General features: G+C 50.9%; 27 protein-coding genes. 3 read left to right on the plus strand and 24 right to left on the minus strand.

Annotated elements, in window-relative coordinates; genetic code table 11:
- Positions 1–32: 32 nt before the first annotated feature.
- The 4 genes from EDC33_RS02970 to EDC33_RS02985 form a co-directional block, all read right to left on the minus strand.
- Positions 33–266 (minus strand): DUF896 domain-containing protein, encoded by a 234-nt coding sequence (locus EDC33_RS02970; RefSeq protein WP_124010123.1) that lies wholly within the window; start codon positions 264–266, stop codon positions 33–35.
- A 71-nt stretch (positions 267–337) separates the two neighbouring features.
- Entirely contained in the window at positions 338–820 is a 483-nt protein-coding gene (locus tag EDC33_RS02975; protein WP_124010124.1) for an RrF2 family transcriptional regulator, read from the minus strand.
- Positions 821–961: 141 nt separating this feature from the next.
- Complete coding sequence (locus EDC33_RS02980; protein WP_124010125.1) at positions 962–1,804, minus strand: amidohydrolase family protein; 843 nt, start codon at positions 1,802–1,804, stop codon at positions 962–964.
- Positions 1,805–1,835: 31 nt separating this feature from the next.
- Positions 1,836–2,621: a transporter substrate-binding domain-containing protein gene (locus EDC33_RS02985; RefSeq protein WP_124010126.1), complete on the minus strand. Its 786-nt coding sequence runs from the start codon at positions 2,619–2,621 to the stop codon at positions 1,836–1,838.
- A 230-nt stretch (positions 2,622–2,851) separates the two neighbouring features.
- Here EDC33_RS02985 and EDC33_RS02990 point away from each other — a divergent pair, with 230 nt between their 5' ends.
- Positions 2,852–3,349: a GNAT family N-acetyltransferase gene (locus EDC33_RS02990; protein ID WP_170156345.1), complete on the plus strand. Its 498-nt coding sequence runs from the start codon at positions 2,852–2,854 to the stop codon at positions 3,347–3,349.
- A 111-nt stretch (positions 3,350–3,460) separates the two neighbouring features.
- Here the strand turns inward: EDC33_RS02990 and EDC33_RS02995 are convergent, their stop codons facing one another.
- Positions 3,461–3,772, minus strand: a complete 312-nt coding sequence (locus EDC33_RS02995) for a rhodanese-like domain-containing protein (RefSeq protein ID WP_124010128.1) — start codon at positions 3,770–3,772, stop codon at positions 3,461–3,463.
- A gap of 303 nt (positions 3,773–4,075) precedes the next feature.
- Here EDC33_RS02995 and EDC33_RS03000 point away from each other — a divergent pair, with 303 nt between their 5' ends.
- A complete protein-coding gene (locus EDC33_RS03000; protein ID WP_124010129.1) occupies positions 4,076–4,915 on the plus strand; it encodes an aldo/keto reductase in 840 nt (279 codons plus the stop codon).
- A gap of 222 nt (positions 4,916–5,137) precedes the next feature.
- Here the strand turns inward: EDC33_RS03000 and EDC33_RS03005 are convergent, their stop codons facing one another.
- The 15 genes from EDC33_RS03005 to EDC33_RS03075 form a co-directional block, all read right to left on the minus strand.
- On the minus strand, positions 5,138–6,343 hold the full coding sequence (locus EDC33_RS03005; protein ID WP_124010130.1) for a multidrug effflux MFS transporter: 1,206 nt from the start codon (positions 6,341–6,343) through the stop codon (positions 5,138–5,140).
- Between the two features lie 107 nt (positions 6,344–6,450).
- The gene (locus EDC33_RS03010; protein ID WP_124010131.1) at positions 6,451–6,870 is read right to left on the minus strand and encodes a cytidine deaminase; all 420 of its coding nucleotides are present in this window, start codon (positions 6,868–6,870) and stop codon (positions 6,451–6,453) included.
- Positions 6,871–7,007: 137 nt separating this feature from the next.
- Complete coding sequence (locus EDC33_RS03015; RefSeq protein WP_094905734.1) at positions 7,008–7,445, minus strand: PH domain-containing protein; 438 nt, start codon at positions 7,443–7,445, stop codon at positions 7,008–7,010.
- A 49-nt stretch (positions 7,446–7,494) separates the two neighbouring features.
- Complete coding sequence (gene argS, locus EDC33_RS03020; RefSeq protein WP_094905735.1) at positions 7,495–9,288, minus strand: arginine--tRNA ligase; 1,794 nt, start codon at positions 9,286–9,288, stop codon at positions 7,495–7,497.
- Positions 9,289–9,500: 212 nt separating this feature from the next.
- Complete coding sequence (locus tag EDC33_RS03025; protein ID WP_124010132.1) at positions 9,501–10,754, minus strand: MFS transporter; 1,254 nt, start codon at positions 10,752–10,754, stop codon at positions 9,501–9,503.
- A 167-nt stretch (positions 10,755–10,921) separates the two neighbouring features.
- Positions 10,922–11,791, minus strand: coding sequence for a ribokinase (gene rbsK, locus EDC33_RS03030; protein ID WP_124010133.1), 870 nt, complete (start codon positions 11,789–11,791; stop codon positions 10,922–10,924).
- Entirely contained in the window at positions 11,778–12,734 is a 957-nt protein-coding gene (locus EDC33_RS03035) for a nucleoside hydrolase (RefSeq protein WP_124010134.1), read from the minus strand. The genes rbsK and EDC33_RS03035 overlap by 14 nt, the downstream gene beginning before the upstream one ends.
- Before the next feature lie 19 nt (positions 12,735–12,753).
- Positions 12,754–13,641 carry a cation diffusion facilitator family transporter gene (locus EDC33_RS03040; RefSeq protein WP_040105559.1) on the minus strand — a complete coding sequence of 296 codons (888 nt, stop codon included), beginning with the start codon at positions 13,639–13,641 and terminating at the stop codon, positions 12,754–12,756.
- A gap of 90 nt (positions 13,642–13,731) precedes the next feature.
- The gene (locus EDC33_RS03045) at positions 13,732–14,343 is read right to left on the minus strand and encodes an SCO family protein (RefSeq protein WP_124010135.1); all 612 of its coding nucleotides are present in this window, start codon (positions 14,341–14,343) and stop codon (positions 13,732–13,734) included.
- A gap of 155 nt (positions 14,344–14,498) precedes the next feature.
- On the minus strand, positions 14,499–15,902 hold the full coding sequence (locus EDC33_RS03050) for a DHA2 family efflux MFS transporter permease subunit (RefSeq protein ID WP_124010136.1): 1,404 nt from the start codon (positions 15,900–15,902) through the stop codon (positions 14,499–14,501).
- A 35-nt stretch (positions 15,903–15,937) separates the two neighbouring features.
- Complete coding sequence (locus tag EDC33_RS03055; RefSeq protein ID WP_170156346.1) at positions 15,938–18,949, minus strand: AAA family ATPase; 3,012 nt, start codon at positions 18,947–18,949, stop codon at positions 15,938–15,940.
- A complete protein-coding gene (locus tag EDC33_RS03060) occupies positions 18,930–20,054 on the minus strand; it encodes an exonuclease SbcCD subunit D (protein WP_124010138.1) in 1,125 nt (374 codons plus the stop codon). Before EDC33_RS03060 ends, EDC33_RS03055 begins: the two co-directional genes overlap by 20 nt.
- 67 nt (positions 20,055–20,121) lie before the next feature.
- Positions 20,122–20,241: a YvrJ family protein gene (locus EDC33_RS03065; RefSeq protein WP_084185049.1), complete on the minus strand. Its 120-nt coding sequence runs from the start codon at positions 20,239–20,241 to the stop codon at positions 20,122–20,124.
- 1 nt (position 20,242) lies between these two features.
- Positions 20,243–20,455, minus strand: coding sequence for a DUF2922 domain-containing protein (locus EDC33_RS03070; protein WP_040105564.1), 213 nt, complete (start codon positions 20,453–20,455; stop codon positions 20,243–20,245).
- 18 nt (positions 20,456–20,473) lie between these two features.
- Complete coding sequence (locus EDC33_RS03075; RefSeq protein ID WP_040105565.1) at positions 20,474–20,674, minus strand: DUF1659 domain-containing protein; 201 nt, start codon at positions 20,672–20,674, stop codon at positions 20,474–20,476.
- Positions 20,675–20,764: 90 nt separating this feature from the next.
- On the opposite strand from EDC33_RS03075, the gene EDC33_RS03080 reads away from it, so the two are divergent.
- Positions 20,765–21,256 (plus strand): DUF2621 domain-containing protein, encoded by a 492-nt coding sequence (locus tag EDC33_RS03080; RefSeq protein ID WP_040105566.1) that lies wholly within the window; start codon positions 20,765–20,767, stop codon positions 21,254–21,256.
- 21 nt (positions 21,257–21,277) lie between these two features.
- On the opposite strand, the gene EDC33_RS03085 is transcribed toward EDC33_RS03080, so the two are convergent.
- The 4 genes from EDC33_RS03085 to EDC33_RS03100 all read right to left on the minus strand — a co-directional run bounded on the left by EDC33_RS03085 (position 21,278) and on the right by EDC33_RS03100 (position 26,120).
- On the minus strand, positions 21,278–21,775 hold the full coding sequence (locus tag EDC33_RS03085) for a CcdC family protein (protein WP_249036069.1): 498 nt from the start codon (positions 21,773–21,775) through the stop codon (positions 21,278–21,280).
- Positions 21,776–21,777: 2 nt separating this feature from the next.
- Complete coding sequence (locus EDC33_RS03090) at positions 21,778–22,482, minus strand: cytochrome c biogenesis CcdA family protein (RefSeq protein WP_124010139.1); 705 nt, start codon at positions 22,480–22,482, stop codon at positions 21,778–21,780.
- Positions 22,483–22,562: 80 nt separating this feature from the next.
- Positions 22,563–24,344 carry an ABC transporter ATP-binding protein gene (locus EDC33_RS03095; protein WP_124010140.1) on the minus strand — a complete coding sequence of 594 codons (1,782 nt, stop codon included), beginning with the start codon at positions 24,342–24,344 and terminating at the stop codon, positions 22,563–22,565.
- Positions 24,345–26,120, minus strand: coding sequence for an ABC transporter transmembrane domain-containing protein (locus tag EDC33_RS03100; RefSeq protein ID WP_124010141.1), 1,776 nt, complete (start codon positions 26,118–26,120; stop codon positions 24,345–24,347).
- Positions 26,121–26,214: the final 94 nt, after the last annotated feature.

Genomic DNA, 26,214 nt, shown 5'->3' on the forward strand with positions numbered 1-26,214 from the left:
CTTTTCTTTATCTGTCGTTTTATCTGATGCCGCTATTGTTCGAAGAGTCTATTGAGTTCCTGTTCACGCTTCAACTTTGCAGGGGTCACGTCATTGCCGAGCGGATCGATGACCGTCAGGCCGGCGAGGTTGTCGAGCACCTGTCCGCGGAACTGGCGCATATAGTCTTCCCTCAGCTGTCGCTGCTCCGCACGCTCTTCATCCGTCAGGCCGATACGCTTCTGCTTTCTTGCCAGTTCATTGATTCTATCCAGTCCTATAATCATATTTACCATCTACCTTTTAATATTAATACTCACTCTCTATTGCGACATTATTCTCTCTGAATTCAAATGTCCTAGACGACCATCTTTTCATCCAGCCACTTTCTGAGAACGGCCATCTGACTGCTGTATTGCTCCGCCTGAAGCTTATCCGTCAGGGAAGCGATGGTCTCCCGTTTGAGCACGGATTTCCATGAATCCTCCGCTTCATCCATCAGGCTGCCGAGGATGCAGTGTTCTTCCTCACTTCCCAATTCGAGCATGCCATCGAAGATGCCGCTAGGTGTATAGAGGGACTGCTGCCCTTCTATCGCCACATATATATCATATACACGGATATCCTCCGGCCGCTTCTTCAGCTTGAATCCGCCTTTTGTGCCGGGGACGGAAGTGATCAGATCCGCACTGCCCATCTTCCTGAGCAGCTTCTGAAAATACGTGGGAGACGCACCGATCTGCCTGCTGATCTCTTCGCTGTGCAGCACTGCCCCATCCGGGAGCATGTTGAGCAGCAGAGCCGCATAGACCGACTGTTCAACCCCTGTCTTCATTTTCATGTCCTGATCACTTCCTTTCCGTCTAAACTGGATAATTGTTGTCCAGATTGAAATAAATTATAACAGATGCATTCCTATCGTTCAAATGAGATGACTTGAACGTAAAAAAACAGTACAGAATCCATCTGTACTGTTAAATGTTCACTCTTTCATCTTCAGCAGTCTGCGTGCATTCCCCTCCATGATCTTGGCCATGATGTCAGGGGGCAGATCACCGCTTCTGTAATGCTTCATTGCGTAGTCATAGGGCACATTAGGATAGCAGCTTGCATACAGCACCTGGTCTTCAAGCCCTTTATCCGCCGCTTCCAGATACTGCTCTGCCCCCGGGAACCCCATGTAGAAATCCGGGCAGAGATACAGGTTTGGATAATGGACAGCCACCGCTATGGACTCCTGGACAAAGGGCCAGGCGGCATGTGAAATGATAAGGTCCAAATCCGGATACTTCTCCAGTACGCGGATCAGCTGGCGCGGGTGGATATAGTCATAATCCGCCCCATCAGCCAAAAGTGTAATCAGCATGCTGAGTGTCATGCAGAATGGCAGATCATGCTCCATGCACGCCTCGAATATCGGATCCAGACTTGGGTCACCAATGGGTGTGAACGGTCTGATCTTGGCAGGATTTGCTGCCACACCGTGGAACCTTCCGGTGGCAGCATACTTGTGGATCGTCTCTACCGCTTCTTCCACCGTCATATCCTCGATGCCTATGAATCCGAAGAACCGCTCCCCTTCATTGCTGGAAAGGAAATCAAGAAGTTCTGCGTTCGAACTGCCCGCCTGATTGTTTCTCCCTAGAATCACGGCGTGGGTGACCCCCTGGTTGTCCATCTCGGCAAGCACATCCGTCATAGTCTGGGCTTCAGTAGGTGTGACATCCTTCAGCACACTGAACCTCTCCACCACCGAAGTCCTCCCCTGTTCAAAAAGCGGTTCCCATTCGGGGATCGGTGCCTTCATCTTGAAATCGATTGCCATATCATGTACGCCTCCTCATCTTGCTGCCGTTCTATTCCTCAGCACTTACAGTCACATCTTCACCAAACCATTCATTGGAGATTTCAGACAAAGCGCCATCCTCCCGCATTTCCTGGAGGGCCCCATTGATCTCTTCAATGAGCTGGTCATTCTTCTCGGTTTTGGCAAACGGCAGAGCCACCAGCTTTTCTCCAAATGCCTCTTCCGTCACTCTGAGCGGAATCCCCTTGTCCTGTATTTGCGCAAGCAGTGTCTCCCTGCCTGTGACAAAGGCATCCATATTTCCACTGGCCACGTCGCTGATGATGACATCCATGGTGTCGTAGTTCACCAGTTCGATTTCATCCCCTTCGTCCTCGGCCTTCAGGACATCACCATAATTCGAGCCGGTGACATTGGCTACCCTTTTACCCTGAACATCCTCCAGAGAATTGATGTCTTCGTTATCCTGTGCAACCCCCAATCCTGCTCTTGAATAGTAATAGGGATTGGTATAGTTATACTTTTCCTGCCTTTCAGGTGTCACTGCAAAATTGGCTAGTGTATCCACCTTCCCAGTCTCGAGCGAAGCCAAAGCACCGGTCCAGTCCGTCAGCGACCATTCGATTTCATAGCCAAGACGATCGAAGACTTCCTGATAGACATCGGCACTGAAACCTTTGACTTCACCATCTTCTGAATACACCTGCGGATATCCATCCGGCGTCGAACCGATTTTTATGACATCATCCGACTCCGCTTCATTTGCACTGGATTGGCCACATCCACTTATCACTGATACAAATATCAACACTAAAAGCACATTAAATTTCTTCATAAATCGACCTCCATTTATAATGATTAATCCATACCTATAAACTATGTATTTCATTCCCAACACTATATCATTATATGAGCAGAGCCACAATCGCGCTTCTTATAGATGATTTCATATTTACTTATAACTTTTTTCGATAAGCAATGGAGAAACCGTCAATTTTGCAGACTTGATATTTTTACCGCTGCATTTTTAATTTATAATCAAAATGGTGAAAGGAGATGCATATCATGCAGATCAAGGAGATTACAAACATTGAAGAAGATAGGATGGAGTTATCCCGCCTCTTCCAGGAAGTCGTTGCCCATGGTGCCTCGATGAACTTCCTGCACCCGATGAGCGATGAAACGGCACTCCACTATTGGGATGGCGTCCTGTCGGAGCATGTGCAGCTGTACGCAGCGATACTCGACGACAAGATTGCAGGAACAGTCCAGCTCCACCTCAGTGATAAGGAAAATGGACAGCACCGGGCGGAAATCGCCAAACTGATGACACACCCGGATGCCCGTAGGAAAGGGGTCGCAAAGTCATTGCTTCAGCATGCCGAACAGGCGGCCATGCGGGCGGACCGATGGCTGCTGCTACTGGATACCGAGAAGGATGGGCCGACGAATTTCCTCTATCTGGCCGAAGGCTACAAGAGTATTGGTGAAATCCCTGCCTATTCACAAGATCCTTTTGGAGAATATAAGGATGTTACTGTCTACTACAAACATTTGAAATGATTGCGGGAAGTGACTTTGTAATCAGACAGAAGGAGCAGATATGCCGTTTCTGTCCATAAAAAGAGACGATGTGGGACTAATCAGCCCACATCGTCTCTTCAGTTATTTGTATCATTTACCCTGTACAGTTCTTCCTGTCCAGGCACTCATGCCGCCACGGACGTTTACTACATCGGCATCATTCTTCTTGAGAATCTTGGCTGCCCGCTTGCTTCTCATGCCGGACTGGCAGATGACATAGACTTTCTTATCTTTCGGGTCATAGTTCCCCACTTCACTGAGCGGTACGTTTTTGGCCCCTCTGATGTGTCCGCTGCGGAATTCGCGGGGTGTCCTTACATCCAGCAGCACCGCATTCTTATTGATTTTTTCCTCGAGCTCTGAAGTTGTGACTGACGGTACACTATTAAAAAATGAAAACATTCGATCACTCCTATTTTTTATTTTGCGAACCTGAAAACATTCATCTCATATATATTCTTACCCAATAAAATACCCTTAAGGGTATAATAGAATAATCTCTGCAAATTGTCAAATACCCCGTATGGTATTAAAGCTTGGATTGATTGTTAAAGTCCACTTAAAAATTCAAGTCTGTTTTCTTTAGTGAATAAAGATTATGGGTAGATATTCTATATGTCCAACCAAATGGCATGAATCAGCACTGCCATCGAAGGCTCATTGATGCCGAGACAGTATAAACTAATGAACAGGAGAGATGAAGAAATGAGAAATGTTGAATTCCATAATGGAAACACGATGCCACAGATAGGCCTGGGTGTATTCAGGGTCGAAGATGGCGAGGAATGTAAAAATGCAGTCAAACATGCGATTGTGAGCGGCTACCGCAGCATCGATACGGCAATGATCTACAAGAATGAAAAGAGTGTCGGCGAAGGTATAAAGGAAGGCATGAAAGAAGCAGGAATCGACCGTTCTGACCTTTTCATAACTTCCAAGCTTTGGTTTGACGACTTCGGCCATGGAAATGTCGAGAAGGCCTACGATACGTCACTCGAAAACCTGGACCTCGACTACCTCGACCTGTATCTCGTACATTGGCCGGGCACTGATGAAGAGCTCATGATCCAGACGTGGCAGGAGATGGAACACCTGTACAATAACGACCGGGTCGAGAACATCGGCGTCAGCAACTTCATGATTCCGCACCTGGACAAGCTCCTGCAGCGGACGGACGTCAAGCCTGTCATCAATCAAGTGGAGTACCACCCCTACCTTGTGCAGAATGACCTGAAGCTGTATCTGGAATCCCGGAAGATCATCATGGAATCCTGGTCTCCGTTGATGAACGCCAAAGTGCTCAATGATGAAACCATCAACGAAATTGCTTCAGAAACCGGCAAATCCCCCGCACAGGTCATCATCCGCTGGAATATCGAAAACGGACTCGTCACCATTCCGAAGTCCGTGACACCTGAGAGAATCGAGGAGAATATAGATGTATTCGACTTCTCCCTCAGTAATGAGCAGATCAACCGGATCAATCTGCTGAACAGGGATGAACGCAATGGATCGGACCCTGCCACATTCAATGGCAAAAAGTAATCAGACATGCTCTCGCAATGACCATGTGAATAAAAAGAAAAACCACTCCCATAACCGGACAGCTTCCGGCATATGGGAGTTTTTTATTGTCCTGTCCTCCTCTTCCCTCATTCGGATGGATAGATAAAGTAAAATCCTCTGCTTTCCGGTATCTGTCTACCCGTTCTGCAGAGGACTTTCTAAATCATATGGAAGAGTGCACAATCCCTCCAAGTGTGAAAATCAATCGACAGCCGGCCGCTGCCTCACAAAGCCGAGGAATATGATCAGTGCACCAATGCTGCAGAGGATGATGACGAGCCCCATGGGCCATGCCGCCTCATCTCCTGCCATGCCGACCAGCGGTGATACAAGTGCACCGCCGATGAATGGCAGCAGCCCGAGAAATGCTGAGGCGCTGCCGGCGGACTTCTTCTGGTTCTGCATGCCGAGCGAGAAGGCGGTCGTCGACACCATGCCGACACTGGATACGACGAGCAGCAGAGCGATGAGCATCGGCAGGAGAGGAAGCTCCAGCATGACCACTACTATGAGCAGGAGGCTGCCGACAACGGACATCGACACGCCCATCAGCAGTATCCTCACCTCATCCACTGTCGAGGAGAGTCTGCCGGCCGCCTGGGCGGCTACGATGATACCGAGGCCGTTCATCGCGAATATGAGCGAGAACTGCTGGGGTGAGACTTCATAGATGTTCTGCAGAACAAAGGGCGAACCGGCGATGTAGGCGAACATGGCGGACATGATCAGCGCCTGGGTAAAGGCGATGCCCATGAAGACTTTATCCTTAAAAAGGTCGTCGAACGTTTTGACGACGGCAAACATGCTGCCCTCTGAACGGTTCGATGCCTCCAGCGTCTCCTTGAACATGAAGGAAACCGACAGGAGCAGAAGCACGCCGATGGCCGCGATGACCAGGAAGACGACCGGCCATGAACCGAAATTGAGGATCATGCCGCCTGAAATCGGAGCAAGTATTGGTGCCGCCCCATTGACCAGCGCCAATAGTGCAAATGCCTTCGTCAGCTCTTTCCCTATATACATGTCCCGTGCCGCCGCCCGCGCGATGACGATGCCCGCTGCACCTGTAAAGCCTTGAATGAAGCGGAGCAGCACGAACACCCATATGTTAGCGGTGAAGGCACATAGTGCAGAAACCAACGCGTATATGGCAAGTGTATATAGAAGTGGCCGCTTCCGTCCCATGATGTCACTGAGCGGACCGAATATGAGCTGTCCGGCAGCAAGACCGATCAGACAGGCCGTCAGACTCAGCTGGGCGAGCGATGCAGTGGTATTGAGGTCCGTGGCCACAATCGGCAGTGCCGGTAGATACATATCCATCGACAATGGACCGATCGCAGTCAGCAGACCAAGCAGTACGACAATCCAGACCTTCCGGGATTTTTCTTCATGATTCACGTTCATGGGACACCTCTTCTTATATCATATTTCTGATGATTAAACGCCCGCTTATCATTGGCCAAGAAACAGGCCGCAATTGAACATTCAAAAAGGTATTGAAACATTAGATATCATTCTTCAAATTCTATGTCGTCGTATGCATGAGTCCAATGATAAGGTTGAAGTGCTTCCAAAGTTTTGAATTCAATGTTGTCATGATAGTTGCTTGTCACCGCAACCTTAACCCCTCTGCCCCAATAAAGTAGACGTTCCTGACATGTACCGCATGCTGTCAGTATTTTAAATGCGCTACTTTCATCATACCTGACCAGACATAAGGAGTGTGTGATAACTTCTTCCTCTTTATGTGCCTCCAGTATCGAACCTGTTTCAATGCAAAGTTCTGTAGAAGCATTAATGACTTCTGGTGCTACGGAAGTATAAATTTTCCCTGATTTTGTGTGCATAGCCGCGGCTCCGCCCCAACCTTTTGGATATCTATTTTCTATCAACTCTTTTGCTTCTTCAAATAAAAGCTGCTCTATACTCATTTCATTCACCCTCTCAATTATTTAATATGAGGATTGCGCTTATAGCATGGGTTGGACATCTTTTCCTCCCATACCATTCGTCTCCCCATCGGCACAAATCGTTGTTCTTTCAACTATACAAATGTTCTCCTGCTATACTAATCTTCAAACATCACACCCGGACATCTCTTTTTGATTTCGCCAAGGAAATTCTTTTTATATTGAGGTGAAATTTTGATGCTTCCAAAAAATGTATACTGATTGAAAATCTCAAGCGCATCCCTCGATGACAATATTCTATGTCCTGATAAAACTTTATCTGTAGAGGTTATTCTTGTGATACTTTTATATGGAATCCGGCTCCTGAATGGACCCCCTTTTATCAATAAGTAGTCATCCAAGAAGACATACTCGACTGAAAAAGTCATCCATAGGATGAGACTTGCCACCAAAAGGAATATAGACGCACATATGAGGATCGCCAGGAATGGTGCGTCCTCCAGTAATAGTGGTAAAAACGAGACCAGTCCAATAATCAGTATTACAATCAATATAAAGCCAATATAAAATGCATCAACTTTTGACCGAAAAACCACAACTCTTCCTCCTTTTATATGTCTTCAATCACATATACAACTTAAAGTGCTACATTTCATCCACTACCTCCATGCCCAGAACAGACATAGCATCTTTTATTATTTTTGAAATTTGCTCCAGGAGGATCAGTTTCGAATGCTCGTTCCCGCTCCCTATGATTCGCTCTTTACCATAGTACGCATTGAACAGCCTGCATAACTGCAAAGTATATCTGCAGATGACGGAAGGAGCATAGCGGTCTGCCGCCTCGACCAATACGTCTTCATATCTTGCCATATGTTTGAGCAAAGGCCACATGGCATCATCAAAAGTCATTGCAGCCTCAGAATCGAGTTCGCTTTTTCTTAAGATTGAATGGATCCGGGAATTGGTATACATGACATAGACGGCAGTTTCACCATCGAATTTGAGCATATCTTCAATATTAAAATCATAGCTGTTCATCCTGTCATTCTTAAGGTCATGAAACTTGATCGCACTGACTGCGATTTTTTCCGCCACAACTTCCTTATCCTGCAGTTCCGGATTTTTTTCATCTATGACAAACATAGCTTCTTTCTTTACATCCTCTATGATTTCTTCAAGTAATATGACTTCGCCCTTTCTTGTGGACATTTTCTTGCCATCTTTCAAAATGAGTCCAAACGGAATATGTCTGATCTCCGGTTTCAAGTCGAGCAACTCGCCCAGTTGGGACAGCTGCTCGAAATGTACAGACTGCTCCTGACCTACAACGTATAGAATCTTATCTGGATAGAATATATCAGTTCTATAGAGCATCGCTGCAATATCTCTTGTGATATAAAGGGAAGCTCCGTCCTTCTTTTTGATTAATGCCGGCGGCACATGTTCCAAGCGTACAATGTATGCCTCGTCATCATATTCCAACAGATTTTGCTTCTCCAAAAGGATGCTGGCTGCTTCAAGCTTATCATTGTAGAAAGATTCCCCCTGTATGTAGTCGAAAGAAATATCCAGTTGATCATAAAGCTTCTGGAAAGCCTCCAATGAAACTGTTCTGAACCATTCCCATAAATCGAGGTATTCCCTATCCCCTCTCTCAAGTTTGCTGAATGCATCTCTTGCTTCCTGATTCAACGATGGATTTTTATCCGCTTCTTTATGGAAACGTGTATACAGTGCGAAGAGTTCTTGTATGGGATTGGCTTCAACCTTTTGAGCATCCCCCCACTTACTGTAGGCGACAATGAGTTTTCCGAATTGAGTCCCCCAGTCGCCCATATGGTTAATCCCAATAACTGCAGCACCATTTTTCTTGAGCAGCCTTGAAAGGGAGTCACCGAGTATCGTCGCTCTCAGGTGCCCCATGGAAAAAGGTTTGGCGATGTTCGGGCTGGAAAAATCCATGACATAGGATTGACCCTCCAGATAGGATGTATCTCCAAATTTCTCTCCAAGGACGGTATCCATAATAAAGGTACTGCCCATATTCTTGTCGATGTAGAAGTTGATATAGCCATTGATGACCTCTACTGATGAAACCAGCTCACTTTGGAATTTCATGGAGATATCTTCAGCAATCAGTTTGGGCGACTTTCTGAATAACGGTGCCAATGTGAATGTCGGAAATGACAAATCCCCATATTCTTCGTTTGAAGGGATTTCTAGAATTTTAATAACCTCTTCCATACTCAAATGACCTTCCAACACTTTATGCAAATCTTCAGCAATTCTATTCTTCAGCATATGATTCCCCCTAAAAATAAAAATAACCCACCTCCATATAGAGGTGAGTTGCTCACGGTACCACTCCAAATATACTCTCATTGATAACGGTGTTGCCACCAGATGAACGTAATGCGTTTCGTCCACTTCCCCCATCCGGCTTCCACCACCCCGGATTCGCTGAAGAATTCCATGAACTACTTTTTTACTGAATTATTCAATTATGTATATTATAGCTAACATCTAAATTTTTTCAATAGTTAATTAATATAACAGTGGAGTAGAGTCTTCTCTCCTCCACAGCAAATATCTACTCGTCCCCGTCCCGCAAATTTTGCATGATGGATTCATAAACCCCTCTCCTTGAATCATTGTCGATTTCTCTGTGGTTTTTTCGACAGCAGTGCACTGATGATACCGATGACCGGGAAGACGACCATCAGCGTGAGGATGAATGTATAACTGCCGAACATATCGTATCCAAGGCCGAACGGCAATGGGCCGAGTGAAGAGCCGATGACGACCATTGTAGAACCGACACCATTGATGCTTCCCACGTAGCGTCTGCCGAAATAGTTGGACCAGACGACATTCGTCCCGATCCGTTCGAGTCCGTTCGACATTCCCCATATGACACCGAAGAGTATCGCGAGCGCATAGGTGGTCACGTTATTGAGGAAAAGCAGGAGAATGATTTCAATGAGGAATATCATGACCAGGATGTAGTTGGTCCTGATCCGGTCGGTAATGAGGCCTGAAACGAAGGACATCGGAATTCCGACCATGGCCATCAGGCTGAGCACCATAGCGGAAGCCCCCATTTCAAGCCCGTTCTCCTTGAAGATGGAGACGATGTGGAAGGTGATGCCCGTATTGACCATCGATGGTATGCCGACGCATATGAGCAGTGTCCAGAATGACAGGGTACGGCTCGCTTCCTTCAGAGTCCAGCTGTCCTCAAGGACGTGGATGTCGCCGCCCTCATTTTCTTCATCGCTGCTTATATTTAGACGCAGTCCATCCGGTGACAGCCCCATTTCCTCCGGTGTATTCCGGATGAAAATCCAGGCGATCGGCACGAAGATCAGGAGCAGCGCAAAGCCCCAGAACTGCCATGCGAACCGCCATCCCCATTCCGATATGAGCCAGACATTGATGATCGGGAACAGCATCGCACTGGAGAAGCTCCCGAGCATCATCAGACTGAACGCCAGTCCCCGCTTCCGGATGAACCATTGGGGGACGAGCGTATTCGGAATCAGTGTCATGCTGCCCTGTCCGAAAAGGCGGATGAAGAAGAAGCCGATGGCCAGCATGAACATATTCTGCACGAAGCTGTTGAAGAAGGTCGCAAGAGCAAGCACGATGGCTGCGATGATCATCATCTTCTTCTGGCCGAACCGGTCGATGAAGTTGCCCACCCCGATCATGACGAATCCGGCGACCAGTGTCGCAAAGGAATAGAGGCTCGACACTTCCGTGCGGCTCCATCCAAACTCTTTTATGTATTCATCGATGAAGGCGGCATTCGAATAGGTCTGTCCCGGTCCCGAGAAGAAGACGGCCAGTCCGCATACCGCCACGATCACCCAACCATAATAGAAATTGTTTTTATTTTTCATTTCGGCGTCACATCCATTTAGAGTCAAAGATTATGATGCAACCGGAAATAGGCAGTTATATACTGCAGCCGGTTTTCCCTAGAATAAATGATTCATCTCCATAAAAGAAGCCCCAAAGCTGATTTGGTTCAACTTTGGGGGATGCGGCGCCTTCAGGCGGCCGTTCACTACTCCATCTCTTCCCGCTTCGGCATGCCGCTCTGGGCACCGAGCTTCTGCACGGAGAGGGAGGCGGCTCTGTTGGCAAATGCAACCGCTTCTTCAAGCGGCCTACCCTCCGCCAACGCCACGGCGAGTGCGCCATTGAATGTATCTCCGGCGCCTGTAGTGTCCGTAACTTCAACCTTCTCGGTCGGCACGGTGATCATCCTGTCACCCTTGAAGAAGGAAGCGCCTTTGGCACCATTTGTGATGACCAGCCTGTCATGGAACTTCGGCAGGCCGTCGGTATCATACGCAAACAGCTTCTCCGCTTCATTGTCATTCGGTGTAATGTATGCGGCCTTCTCCCAATATGCATCATCCAGCTGCATCGCAGGTGCAGGATTGATGATGACGGGTACGCCGAGGGTACCGCAGAGATCGAGGATGTGTTCGATGGTCTTTTTCGGAATTTCGAACTGGATGAGGACATAGTCGCTTTCTTCAATCTGTCCTTTGAACCCGTCCACATAATCCGGGGTGACTTCGCCATTGGCGCCGGCGATGATGATGATCCGGTTGTCATGGTCGGAGACGATGATGTTGGCGAGTCCGGAGGAGACGCCTGACTCCGTATCTACGGCCCCCGTCTCCACACCCTGGGCTTCGAAATTATTAAGGAGTGAGTCACCGAACGGATCATCCCCGACCTTGCCGATCATATGTACTTCTGCCCCGAGTCTGGCAGCGGCGACGGCCTGGTTTGCCCCCTTGCCGCCGGGCAGAGTCTTGAAGCTGTCGCCTGAGATTGTTTCACCCTGCTCGGGCATGTTTTCGGCAACAGTCACGAGGTCCATATTGATGCTGCCGATGACTGTGATCCTAGGTGTTTTCATGTGATTCCACCCCACCATACGATTCAAGGATCTCTTCAAACAGGTTCCAGAATGCTTCCTGGTCCACTTCATGGGCAAATCGTGTATTCGGAATACGGCCAGTGACACCGAGCAGATCGACTGCAGTCGCACCGTATGTGAATTCACCTTTCGTCTCGATCGCCACATGCACATGCTTGAAGCCGAACAGCTCCGGCTTCAGCAGATACATCGTCGTGCATGCATCATGAATCGGTCCGCCGGCCATGCCGAAGTGCTCCTGATACATATCGCCGAAGAATACGAGCAGCTCGGAGACGAAGTCCGCCACTTTGTTGTCGACCTTTGCGATCTGCTTCTGGACGTCGTCCGTCGCAATGACCTCATGGGTGGCATCCAGACCGAACATCACAATCGGCACACCGCTCTCATAGACCACTTTGGCAGCTTCCGCATCCACATATATATTGAACTCCGCTGCTGGTGTCCAGTTGCCGAAGGTGCCCCCGCCCATCAGTACGATCTCTTCTATGTTGCGTTTTATCTCGGGCGCTTTTACGAGGGCCATGGCGATGTTCGTGAGCGGTCCAGTCGGCACCAGGGTCACCTTTTCTTCAGACTGCTTCACCTGGTCGATGATGAAATCCACCGCATGGCCATCGGTCTTCCTGCTCACCGGTTCCGGCAGCACAGGGCCGTCCATACCGGACTCCCCGTGAATTTCCGTCGCAATCTCGCTATCCTTCACAAGCGGGCGGGAGGCACCCTGCACCACGGGTACATCAAGGCCAAGCAGATCCTTGACCTTCAGTGCATTGACCGTATTCTTCTCCACTTCCACATTTCCGGCGACCGTGGTGATGCCGAGGATTTCGAGGCTGCTCCTTTTCGAAGCGGCGATGATGATGGATATCGCATCATCATGTCCCGGATCACAGTCCAGTATTACTTTTCTCGCTGTCATATTCTACATCTCCTGTTCTTCAATATGGATTGACGTGAACATTCACATCCATCACTTCTTCATGGTTTTTCAGCAATGTCTGCTTGACGACCCTTGCGACACGATGTCCTTCTTCCACGGTGATGTCCGCATCGACGCTGATCTTGATGTCGATGATGACGTAGGAGCCATGCGAGCGCGCAATCAGGCGGTCGATCTGCCTGACCTTATCGATGTTCACCACCGTCTCCCGCATTTCCTCGGTCTCATCCTCATTCAATACGACTTCAAGCGTCATGCTGACGGCTTCTTTCGCGAGTTGGAATCCCATATACATGATGATCAGTGCAATGATGGCACTGGCAATGGGATCAAGGTATCCGAGATACGGTATGCCATAGGCGGTGCCGATGATCGACAGCCCGATGCCGATGAGGGCGACGACGGAGGATATCGCATCCGACCGGTGATGCCAGGCATCGGCAATGAGCGCCGGGCTTTTTATCCTTGTTCCGAGCCTGTATTTATATTGGAAAAGCACTTCCTTGACCACGATGGAAAATATGATGACATACAGCGCAATCATCGTGGTGTAGTTCTCTGCAGTGCCTGTCATCAATGAGACGATTGCATTGTAGATGATTTCAAACCCCACCACCACAAGCAGGATGGCCACAATCAGGGTGGCCACGTTTTCGGATTTGCCGTGTCCGTATGGATGCTCGCTGTCAGGCGGCTTCTGTGCCGCCCGGATGCCGACGAGCACGGCGATGGAACTCACCACATCCGAAGCCGAATGGGCGGCATCGGCAACGAGTGCCCTGCTGTTCCCGAGTATGCCACCCACCGCCTTCAATACTGCAAGGAGCAGGTTCACTGCAATGCCGATCATTGTCGCAATCTGCGCTTTCCTATATCTGTTACTCATGTTTCAGCCCTCTTTTACATGCATTGTCACTTCATACTACCATATTCCCCTGTCCATGGAACAAAAAAACAGAACCTTGCGGTTCTGCATCTATTTCGGGCCTTCCTCTGCAAGCGTCTCCACATCGGAGACGACCTCCTCAAGCGGAAATTCCGTATCCCCGGTATCTACACCCGGGTAGTCCTTGATGATCTTACCCTGCTGGTCGATCAGGTAGAAGCTGATGCCATGTGTCACCTGGTTGCTGCCTTCAGGGGGCGGAGCCACGATGGTCTTGAAGTTGTTCTCTGCGAATCCCCTGATGAAATCATAATCATAGCCTGTCACCAGCTGCCAATCTACACCTTCAGGAACATTGTAGTATTCGATGTAGTCGGTCAGCACTTCAGGCGAATCCGTTTCGGGATCGACGGAGAAGCTGAGGACCCCATAATCCTCGACGCCCCGCGCTTCAAGCTCTGTGACCACTTCCGTCATATTCGCCGTCATCGGCGGGCAGACCGTGGCACAGTTGGTGAAGATGAAGTCGAGCAGCCACACTTTGCCTTCCATGTCTTCCCTCGTGAATGTCTCCCTATCCTGATTGGTCACTTCGAAGTCATCGACCGTATTGCCGTAGCGTGACATCGTCTCGACACCGGAGGCGCTGCAGGCTGACAGGATCAGCGTTAAAATAAATACAATAAAAATAGACTTCCGCATCAATAACCCTCCGATTTATGGTTAATTACAACTATATCAAATAAAGCAGTCACAACAACCTGTAAAAAAGGGCAATTTGTGAAAATAGTATGGCATATTCCCTACAGACAGTATAAAAGGCAGACTCCGTACCGGAGACTTCCTTCAACACTCCTCTACTCGCTCCGCAACTGTTCCTTGAGGAAGAATGTCATCAGAAGACCTGCGGCGGCCATGACGGCCGAGAAGATGAATGATACATTCACCCCGGCGACTTCATCCGCCAGTGATGGCGTTCCAGCTGACAGGTTCAATGCGACCCCGGTCATCACCGTGACCATCACAGCGGTAAAGAGTGAGCCGCCGATCTGCCGCATCGTATTGTTCATGGCGGTGCCATGCGGGATCTTCGAATCATGCAGGGCATTCATTGCGAAAGTCGTCAAAGGCATCATGGTGAGTCCCGTGCCGAGCAGACGGAATGTATAGACAATCGCAAGGTAGGTGAATGTCGTCTCCACGGTCAGGAAGGACAGCATTATGGATGTTGCGAGTATCAGGCCTAGCCCAATGAAGGTCAAAATCCGGATGCCGAACTTGTCGAAAAGGATTCCCGCAACGGGCATCGTCGCCCCCATGAGGAGCGCGCCGGGCAGCAGGGCCAGTCCCGATTCGAACGGGGTGTAGCCGAGCATGTCCTGCATGAGTACGGGCAGTATGTTGTTTGCACTGACCATGGATGTGAAGACGATGACGCCGATCAGTGAGCTCATCAGGAAATAGCGGTTCTTGAAGACGGTCATTTCCAATATCGGCTGCGGCAGCTTGAGCTGGCGTTTCGTGAACACCATTACAAGCGCCAGTCCGCCGATGACCGAGAGTAATACGAGCGGATCCATCCATCCCCTGACCCCTGCGACGGAGAAGCCGTACAGCAGCCCGCCGAATCCGAGCGTGGACAGTATGATGGAAGGGATGTCGACCTTGGGGTTGGTCTGGTGGGTGACATTCTTCATCGACAGGTACGCGAGCAGCAGATTGGTGAGCACGAGCGGCAGCACGATGAAGAACAGCGACCGCCATGGCCAGATGCCGACGATGTATCCGGCAAGCGGCGGACCGATTGCCGGTGCCAGCCCGATGACGAGCCCGAAGTACCCCATCGCCTTGCCCCGCTGTTCAAGCGGGAACTGCGTCAGCAGGATGACCTGCGTAAGCGGCATCATGATGCCGGCTGCTATCCCCTGCAGTATCCTGCCGGCGAGCAGCACCGAATATACGGGGGCGAACGCTGCAAGGATGGTTCCTGTAATGAATATCATCATGCCCGTCAAGTACAGGGATCTTGATGTGAACTTATTGATCAGGAATGCCGATACCGGAATCATGATCCCGTTGACGAGGAAGAAGCCGGTCGTCAGCCACTGTGCCGTACTGAACGGAATGTCGAAGGCCGCCATGATCGGCGGCACCGCCGTGACCAGCAGCATCTGGTTGAGGAGCACAAGGAATGAACCCATCATCAATGTCGCAATCAGCACCGTCTTCTGGCTTGGCCGGGTAAAGCTTTTGATCTGCATATTCTCACTACTTCCTTCTGGTGACCCACCTGTTTTTATTTAAACTTCGTAGTGCTCCGTTCATTTACTGCAGTGACTTCGAGTATATTGTCCATGCGCTCCTTCAATTCCTCGACATGAGAGATGATGCCGACCATCTTGCCGTGCGTCTGCAGCTCCATCAGTGTATTCACTGCCATATCGAGCGTTTCGGGGTCTAGTGTGCCGAACCCCTCGTCGATCAGCATCGTATCAAGGCTGATGCCGCCGGATTCCTGCTGCAGCGCTTCGTTCAGCGCAAGGGCCAGGGTGAGCGCCGCCTGGAAGGACTCTCCTCCGGAAAGCGAAGTGATGTGGCGCGGGCGGTTGTTGTAGAAGTCGAACACTTCAATATCAAGGCCCGTCTTGCGGCTGCTTTTCGAAGTGCTGCGCCTGAGCTCATACCGGTGATTCGTCATTTCGAGCAGCCGGACATTCGCAATGAGGAGGATGCGGTCGAGATAATATGTGAGGACATAGCGTTCGAGCGATACCTTCTGCTCGTTCCTCCCTGAGACCGCGTCGACGAGTGCGACAAGCGCATGGAGTGATTCCAGCTCTTCGTTGTGCTGTTCAATCAGGGCTTCCATTTTATCCGAAGTCTCCTTGTTATGCTCGATGTTCGCGAATATCCGGGCTCGAGCATTGGTCAATGATTCACCCTTTTCTTCAAGCTGATAGATTTCGTCCTCGACTGCCCCGGTGTCCTGGAATTCACGGTTTTCCACCGTCTCGAGCAGCGCTGTCCTGCGGCTTGCCAATACTTCCTTCCTGCTGTGGAATGATTTGATCGTTGCCTCCACCGAGGCGGCATCCGTCCTTTCCAGCACAGAGAGCATATACGCCCTGTCCCTTCCGGTCTTTTCCGTGAAGCTGTCGATCTGTGGCGCCACTTTTTCAATCTCGTCAGTCAGCGTCCTGACCTGCTCCTTCTGGTAGGCCAGCTTCTCCTCCAGCCGGGACTTCTGTTCCCTGCAGTTTTGCTGGTGCTTTTCATTTTCCATGACGCGGCGCTGATAGTCCTCCAGTGCCTGCCTGCATTTCTTGAAGGAAGCGGTGAAATCTTCGTACTTATCATACCCGGACTGGGCCCTGAATTCTTCTGCGCGGTTTTCTGCGCGGGAGAGGGAATGCCGGATATTGTTCTCTTCCAGCCTATTGTCGGCGAGTATCCGGTTCAGTTCATTCTGCCGCTGGTCGAGCTGCTGCTTACGTTCAAACTTCTTCCTGTCGGCCTCGATCTCTTCGGCCAGCCGGGTACGGCGCTCCCGCTTCTCCTGCAGGGAGGCTTCAAGTGCGGCAACCTCCCTGCGCGCCTTTCCTGAGAGCAGTTCCTCTATCACCGTGATGCGCCTTTCCTTGGTGTCCTTCTCCTCGAACAGCGCTTCGAGATCCGCTTCGAACTTTTTGAGTTCCGTCTCTTCCGCCTCGGACAGATATTCATTTTCAGCAGGCAGCGTCTCGACGTTCTGCTTGCAGACCGGGCATGGGCGGCCCACTTCAAGATGCCGGACCAGATGTTCGATATGTACACCGTCGGTTGCAGAGAACCTATTTTTTACACGCTTCTTCCTTTCTTCCCGTGCAGACTCGATGGCTTCACGTTTCCCGTCAATCGCCTTGATCTCGCCGGACAATCTGGCCTTCTCTTCATCATACCGCCTGTTGCCCTGCTCTTCTTCAATCTCCTGTCCGAGGGCGCTGATCTCGTTGTCCAGCTGGAACTTCTCCTCGTTCAGCTGGTCCGAACGCCTGCGGTCCCAGGATTCTGAAGCCAGCGTCTCTTCAACTGATTCCAGCTCCTTTGAAAGCCTGCCGTTTTCCCGTTCGATCTCCTGCTTCCTCTTGTTGAGGGAGGCGAGTGCTTCATCCAGATGCGCGATGTCCTCATCACCCATGAAACGCTCCGTCGAGTTGAGCCAGCGCTCCGCCTTCCTGTACAGCGCATCCTTCTCCCCGAGTGCCGTCTGGTCCGAAAGGACCTGTTCCAGTTCCCGGTCGATCTGTTCAGACTGTGCTCCGAGTTCCGAGAGGGCCGTTTCAGCCTCCGCCTTCCTTCGCAGCGCCTGGTCTTCCATCTTCAATGCATACTCCATCTCCTTGACCGCCCGGTATTCTTCAAGGGAGGCTTCGAGTGATGCGATTTCGGAATGTTCGGTTTCAAGTGCCGTGAGCTGTGTACCTATCTCCTCAAGTTCCTGAAGCTTCCTGTTGTGCTCCTGCTTCTGCTGGAGCTGTCCACGTTTCGTGTCGAGAGTCTGCCGGTTCTCTTTCAGACCCTCTTCCATCCTCTTCTGCTCTGCTTCCAGGAGGGATTGGATGTCCCGGATCGCCGCCACCCTCTTGTTGAATGTCGGATAGTCCGCCTCGAGAAGTGCCTGTGCCCGAGGGAGCCCGCCCCCGCTTACCGTATTGAAGAGTCCCTCAATCTTCGCTTCGACGGTTTCACTTTCGGCCTGTTTCTCCTTCTTCAGTACATTCAGCCGCTTCTCGAACTGGACGAACCTTTCCGTCCGAAACAGGGTCCTCAGAATCTCCTGCTTCTGCTCACTTGATGATGTCAGCAGCCTTTTGAACTCCCCCTGGGGCAGTATGAGGATCTGCCGGAACTGCTCGGCATTCAGCTGAATGATGTCGAGCACCTTCTGCTTCACCCCATTGATGCTGCCCTCCAGCACTTCACCGGATGCGTCATACAGTACGGCTTTCGGCGGCACCGGTGTCTTGCGACCCGCCTTGCTGTAGGAGAGGGTACGTTCAATCGTGTAGCGTTTCCCCCTGATTTCGAATTCCAGGCGGATGCTGCTGATGTCATCATCCGTCGCGAACTGGCTCCTGACCGAACCTTCGGCCCGATCACTCGTCGACAGTGTGCCGTAGAGGGCATAGGTGATCGCGTCGAATATCATCGTCTTCCCGGATCCCGTGCGGCCGCCGATCAGGAACATGCTGTCCCTGACACGGTCGAAATCTATCGTTTCATTCTCAAAAGGGCCGAAGTACTGCATGTTAATCCGAATCGGTTTCATCTGCATCACCTTTGAAATAAGTATTGAATATCTGTTTCTGATAGTCCGTCGGCGCCTCTCCATGGACGGTTTCGATGAATGACTCGAATATTTCCGCATCACTCGAACGATGGGCATCCACCGTCGATTGGACCGCTTCGTGTTCCTTCTTCACCGGTCTGAGCTCAAGTGTATTCGGGTACAGCATCTTCAGTTTCGCCATCGGGTCGTTGACGGTCTCCATGCCCGCAAGTTCGAACTTGAAGTAGGCCCGGCTGTCCTCGAATGTCACCGCCTCATTGATGACTTCATCGAAAGTGCCCTGGTAGTGCACAAGATCGCGCCTGCACTCGAGCGGCTCGAAACGGCATTTCGTCACTTCCCCCGTCTCGACGACACGGAATCCCTTCGGCTGCTTCACTTCCGAAAATGAATATTTGAGCAGGGAGCCGCTGTAGAATATCTTCTCATGCTTGATTGCGAACGGATGATGGAGGTGTCCGAGGAGCACGAGGTCGAATGCATCAAAAAGCTCCGCCCCCACCTCTTCCGACAGTCCGACGGACAAGGGGCGCTCGGAGTCCGATGCCTTCCCTTCCGAAATGAACATGTGCCCGACGAGGACATTGTAGGCCCCGGGGTCCATGACATCCGCTATCTCTTCCGTAATCCGCCGGTAGACGTCATGGTGCGTCCGGATCGATTCATCATCGAAGAACACCTTCGCCTCGAGCACATCCAGATGCGGCACCATATAGAAATGATGTCCATCCACAACTACCGGTGTGGTGATGTCGGACAGCGATGTGCGCATGTGATAGGCACTCTTCTCGAACCAGTAGCTGCCGTAGTCGAGCCTTGAACGGCTGTCATGGTTGCCGCTGATGGCAAGCACCGGAATGCCCTTTTCTATATTGATCCTGTATAGGTATTCATTGACGAGCTTGAGCGCCGCCTGGGAAGGGTTGCTCCGGTCGAATACATCACCGGCCACAACCACCAGGTCGATGGGATTGCCCTCTATATATTCAATCAACTGGTCCAGTATGAATTGCTGGTCCTCTATCAGGTCCACGCCGTTCAGGCGTTTTCCGATATGCCAGTCTCCAGTATGTAATATCTTCATTCTACCACCTCATGTGATTACGATTATACAAGAAAAACCGCCCCCAAGTAAATTTGGGGGCGGCATTTCAGCTCAGCTGTCTGATGGATATGATGAGATCGTCCAGTTTCCGCTCCATGCGATGGAGCAGGAAGAACGTGATCACGGCCGGAAATCCAACATCGCTGACCAGTGGGACCCATTCCATGCTAGATGATCTCGGTGACGTTCTGCTCGACGATCTTGGCGGAATGCACGGATACCGGTTTCCCCTGCATCGGCGCAAGAACGCCCGTCTCTATGAGGCGCTCCGCCTCAAGCAGGAGTGACGCTTCGGTCAGGTCCTCCTTCGGATTGCTGATGTTCAGCGTGAATCGGCGGTTCAGTTCTGTGTTGAAAACAATCACAAGTTTCTTGGTCATTGCCCTTCCTCCCCTTCATTAGTTGATGACGTAGGTCTGTTCCTTCTCGACGATTGTATATTCATCGTTCGCCAGGTTGCTGTAGATGTCTGCCAATGTGTTGATGGCCTCATCCGTGGACGTGATGTCCAAGTTCCTCACGGATCTGAAACGGAGCTTTTCATCGCCCGTCTCGTCCGCTTCAAAGAAATAGAATTTTGCACTCATGTTCTTCAGCATATCCCTCACCTCCTTCACCCTATATATCGTCACAAATGATTCAATGGACAATTCTGTTTTAATTTCCTATAATGACTGGGAGGTGAGGGAATGAACGATATATTTATGTGGGGCATCGCTCTATGGACATTCATCATGCTGGGGGCAATGACCATCGGCGGATATTTCATGTTCCGGAAGTTCCTGAAGCGGATGCCGAAGGAAGATGGATACAGTGAACTCGACTGGCAGGAGCATTATATAGATAAGGCACTTCCCCTATGGAATAACGAAGCGCGTCACCTTCTGAACGAGCTGGTCTCCCCCGTCCCCGAGCTGTTCAGGGATGTGGCGAAGGAGCGGATCGCCGGGCGGATCTCAAAGATTGCACTGGATGAGAAGGCGGACAACATCACACTCGACCATATCATGAAGGGATATATCATCGCGACACCGAAACGGGACCATAAGTTCATGAAGAAGAAACTGGATGATATGGAGATCGACTACTCCCCATATGAAGACCTCTTCCAGTATGCCGATGATGAAAAGCAGAAGTTCTCCATATTCGAACAGACGGAAAAAATAAGCAGCAGATCATAATGAGCCGCGCCTCCAAGATATTCAACTTCTTGGACGCGCTTCATTGATCTGCTGCTTTTTGAATGCCTGGAGATGGATGAACATCGACAGCCTCCAGAAGACGATCATTACAAATGCAAGGAGGAAGAACATTCCTCCAATCTCCCCGGGCGAGATGCTCATGGATAATATCGTCTTCATTATTATCCTGAGTGCCAGGAGGACGACAAGGATGACGGGGAACATCCTGGACTGCTTTACATACAGTTCCCCGCCCTTCTCCTCATATCGGGTCGTGAGGATAAGTACGATGGAGAACAGCAGTCCCATGACGGTCGCTTCCATGATTTCAAAAGGTGTCAGCCTGAAGTACGGGAATATGTACATCAGCGCACCTGTAGACATCATGACCGGCGGAATGATGATCTTTGCCATGGTGAGGGGCCGCTTCGCCGCCTTCTGCCTGACGAAGACTGCAGCGATGCCCATGAATACCGCCATGATGGATGCAGCAGCAAACAGCATGCTTTCGATGGTCATGATCAGAACCCCTGGAAGTCGCCGAAGAACGGCTGCAGCCATATGATGATCTGTGTCAGGCCATCAAAATACAGGAGTATACCCATCAGCACCATGATGACCCCGCCGGTCTTCATGATGGTACTGGAATACTTGAGCATCCAGCGCGTCCTGGACACGAAGAAGCTCAATGTGAAGAATGGTACTGCAAACCCGAGGCAGTAGACCACCATCAGCATCAGTGCGTTGTTCGGCTCGGTTGCGCTCATGGCGAAGATCGCACCGATGATCGGACCGTTGCACGGTGTCCATCCGGCACCGAAAGCCATGCCGATCAGAATCGAACCGATGAAGCCGGAAGGCCTGTTCTTGAATTGGATCTTCCTGTCCTTCATCAGGAAACTGAAGTTCAGCACCCCTGTGACGATGAGTCCGAATACGACGATGAGGATCGCGCCGAGCTGGCGGATCAGATCGGCGTACTCTATCAGCAGGCCGCTGAAGAATGCTGTGCCGAAGCCCAGCGCAATATATATAAGACTGAAACCGATAAGAAAGAACACGGTATGAAGGATCGCCCGGAAATTGAATTTCTGACTCTCGACTTCATTATAGCTCATCCCCGTTATGTAGGAGATGAATGCAGGGAATACCGGAAGTACGCACGGTGAGACGAAACTCAGTACGCCGGCTCCGAATGCGAGAAGAAAAGTCACTTCGCTACCCATAAAAATACCTCCATTCAGATGTCATTTTAACAGACATGATGGAGGCATAAGTAGCTTTCAGCTCTGCAATTTAGAATTTTCTATGACAATTGATGCTGTCCATTCTGCAGCTGGTACATCTTATGGTAGATGCCGCCATGCCGGATGAGCGCATCATGGCTGCCACGCTCCACGATTTCACCCCTGTTGAGGACGAGGATCTGGTCCGCATCCTGGATGGTGGACAGGCGGTGTGCGATGGCCAATGTTGTCCTGCCCTGCCGCATCCGTTCGAGCGACTGCTGGATCTGCTCCTCGGTCTCGGAGTCGATGTTAGCAGTCGCCTCATCAAGGATCAGTATTTTGGGATCCATGGCCATCGTGCGTGCAAATGCCAGCAGCTGACGTTCGCCGCTCGAGAAGGCGCCGCCCTTTTCAATCACCCGATGCTGGTATCCATCCGGAAGCCTGTTGATGAACTTGTCCGCATAGACGAACTCGGCAGCGGCCTTGACCTGCTGAAAAGTCATTTCCGGGTGGTACAGCCGGATGTTCGATTCCACCGTGCCATAGAAGATGAACGGATCCTGCAACACAAGCCCGACCCTCTTCTTGAGCGCCTGTCTTGAAATATCCTTGATGGAGTGGCCGTCGACGAGTATTTCCCCTTCGGAAAACTCGTAGAACCGCATGAACAGGTTGATGATGGAGCTTTTGCCGGAGCCTGTATGCCCGACGAGGGCCACCGTTTCACCCGGACGCGCCGTGAATGAAATATCCTTCAGCACATCCGTCCTGCCGTCATAGCTGAAGGTGACATTCCTGAATTCGATATGACCGTCAGTGATGCTGTAATCGGATGTCTCAGGCTGGTGGGGCTCTATCCTTTCATCATCGATCAGTATAAATACCCGGCTCGCTGCAACGAGCGCCTGCTGGAATATGTTCAGGTTCTGGCTGACCTGGTTGATCGGTTCAAAAAACCGCTCCATATATTGGATGAAGGCGAAGATGACACCTGCGGTGACCGTCGAACTGAAGCTGAGCAGTCCGAAATAGCCGAGGATGACGGCGATCGCCAATACATATATCATGCTGATGGCCGGCCGGAGCAGCAGTCCATCGAGCCGCACGTTCTTCATGTTGTACTTGTAATGCGACTCGTTTATTTCATTGAACTCCCTGCCAAGGCGTCCTTCCTGGTTGAACACCTGGATGATCTTCATGCCCTCTATCGACTCGGCGAGCTTGGCGTTCAGATCGCTGAGCAGCTGGCGTGCATGGGAAAAGAAGTTGGCGGAGTACTTCCTGTAGATTCCGAGTATCAGCACGATCACCGGCATGAAGAGCAGCGCCAGCAGGGCCAGCCTGACATCAAGGATGAACATCATGACGAAGCTCGATATAACCATGAAGAAGGCCATGAGGAAAGTTGCCAGCACCCCGATGAACATCTCGACGATCGCTTCGGTGTCATTGGTGATCCGGGACACCACACTGCCGCCCGGCACCTTGTCGAAATACCGCATGCCGAGCCTGCCTATCTTGTCGAATGCATCAATGCGCAGCTGCTGGATGACTTTGAATGCCAGATACTGGAACAGATAGATCTGCATATAGGTCGCCGCCGCGCCGACTAGCTGCACAAGCACAAATATCGTGATGAGCCAAGTCATATCCGCTTCCGGGAAAGTGCCCGGTGTAAGATAGTCATCGATGAAGACCATCACCAGGTACGGGGTCGCCACCCCGGTGATGGTTGAAATGATCAGCATGATGAAGCCGAATGTCAACGTCCCCTTGAAGGGCAGCGTATATCTCATCAGCCTGAAAAGTACGTTCTTCTGATCATTGAAGGAGAGGTTGAACTGATTGTCTTCCATCTAGTCGTCCTCCTTTTGCACCAGGTCATCGAGCGAGATCTCAAGAGCTTCCCGCAGTGCCTGGGAGTTATACGTATCGTGATACCAGCCCTTCTGTTCCATCAGTGCCTGATGCGTACCATGTTCGATGATCGTGCCGCTATCCATGACGATGATCAGGTCCGCATGACTGACTGCACTCATACGGTGGGCAGTGATGATGTTCGTCTTGCCGGCCCGGTTCGACTGGATGTTGGAAAGGATCCGCTCTTCCGTCTCAGCGTCAACCGCCGACAGTGAGTCATCCAGTATCAGCACTTCCGGATCCTTGATGAGGGCACGGGCAATGGAGATCCGCTGCTTCTGACCGCCCGAGAGCGAGACGCCCCGCTCGCCCACGACAGTTCCGTAGCCATCAGGGAAACCGCTGATGTCCTCATGGATATGGCTGAGGCTTGCTGCATGGAAGATATCTTCATCCGGCAGGTCAGGATTGCTGAAGGCGATGTTGTTGCGTATCGTCGTCGAGAACAGGAAGTGGTCCTGCGGCACATACCCGAACTGGCTTCTGAGGTTGCGGATGCTGTAGTCGCGGAGTGCATGGCTGCCATACCGGATATCATCCGGATTGACCGTGTCGAATTCCCGGAGCAGCAGGCGGATCAGGGCGCTTTTACCTGAACCGGTGCGTCCGACGATGCCGACCGTCGACCCTTTCCGTATTGTGAACCGGACATCCCTCAGACCATCCGACTCGTCACCCGGGAAGTTGAACGCACCGATGTTGAATTCGATGTCCCCATCCGGCTGATCTTGAATGCGGTAATCTGCACCGATCTGGTTCGGCGTATCCATGATGTCCTGTATGCGGTCATATGACGCGCTCCCCCGCTGGACGAGGTTGAAGAACCATCCGAGTGCGAGAAGCGGCCACACCATCATGCCAAGATAGGTGGTGAATGTCACAAGCGCACCGATGGTGATGGTATCATCCAGCACCATGCGCGCACCGAAGAAGATGGACAGGAAGTAGCTTATACCGATGACCATCATGATCGTCGGGTCGAACAGGGCGTCGACTTTCGAAACCTTCAAGTTCTTTTCGACCACATCATCACTCAACTTCCGGAAATCCGCCTGGTCGCTTTTCTCGTAGCCGAATGTCTTCGTCACCTTGATGCCCGATATGCTTTCCTGCGTCTTGTCGTTCAGCATGCTGAAGGCCGCCTGGGCCTTCTTGAACCCCCGGTTCATCAGCGTACCGTAATAGCTGGTCAGAATGACCATGAGCGGCAGCGGAATCATTGCGATGAGCGTCAGCTTTGGACTGATGGTGATTGCCATTGTAATCAGTACTGCGCCCCCGGTGATGAGAGAATCCGCAATGGTCAGTATCCCCGCCCCGGCCGTAGCCTGGACCGCCTGGATATCATTCGTCGCATGCGCCATAAGGTCACCTGTACGGCGCTTCTGATAGAATGCCGGACTCATTTCTGAATACTTACGGTAGAGGCGGGACCTCAGGATCCTGCCGAGCCGGTAGCTCGCCCCAAAAATCATGATGCGCCAGAAATACCTGACTATGTATGTCAACACGGCAACAGCGACCAGCAGCAGTATGAACTGCAGCAGCAGATTCCCCGTCAGCGTATCCTGCGCGATGCCGTCGATCACCCAGCCGATCACCTGTGGTGGAACGAGTTCCATGAGTGCCACCAGAATCAGCATGATGATTCCCACAGTATAGCTGCGCCACTCGCGGGCGAAGAACCACCCCAATTTCCTGAATACTTTCATACCGATCCCCCTTGCTGTCATATACATCTAAATTCTACCATATGTTTCGGGATATGAAATAATCAACATAAGAAGATCGTCGATTTTCTGTCCC

It is taken from the genome of Salinicoccus roseus (assembly GCF_003814515.1).
Classification (GTDB): domain Bacteria; phylum Bacillota; class Bacilli; order Staphylococcales; family Salinicoccaceae; genus Salinicoccus; species Salinicoccus roseus.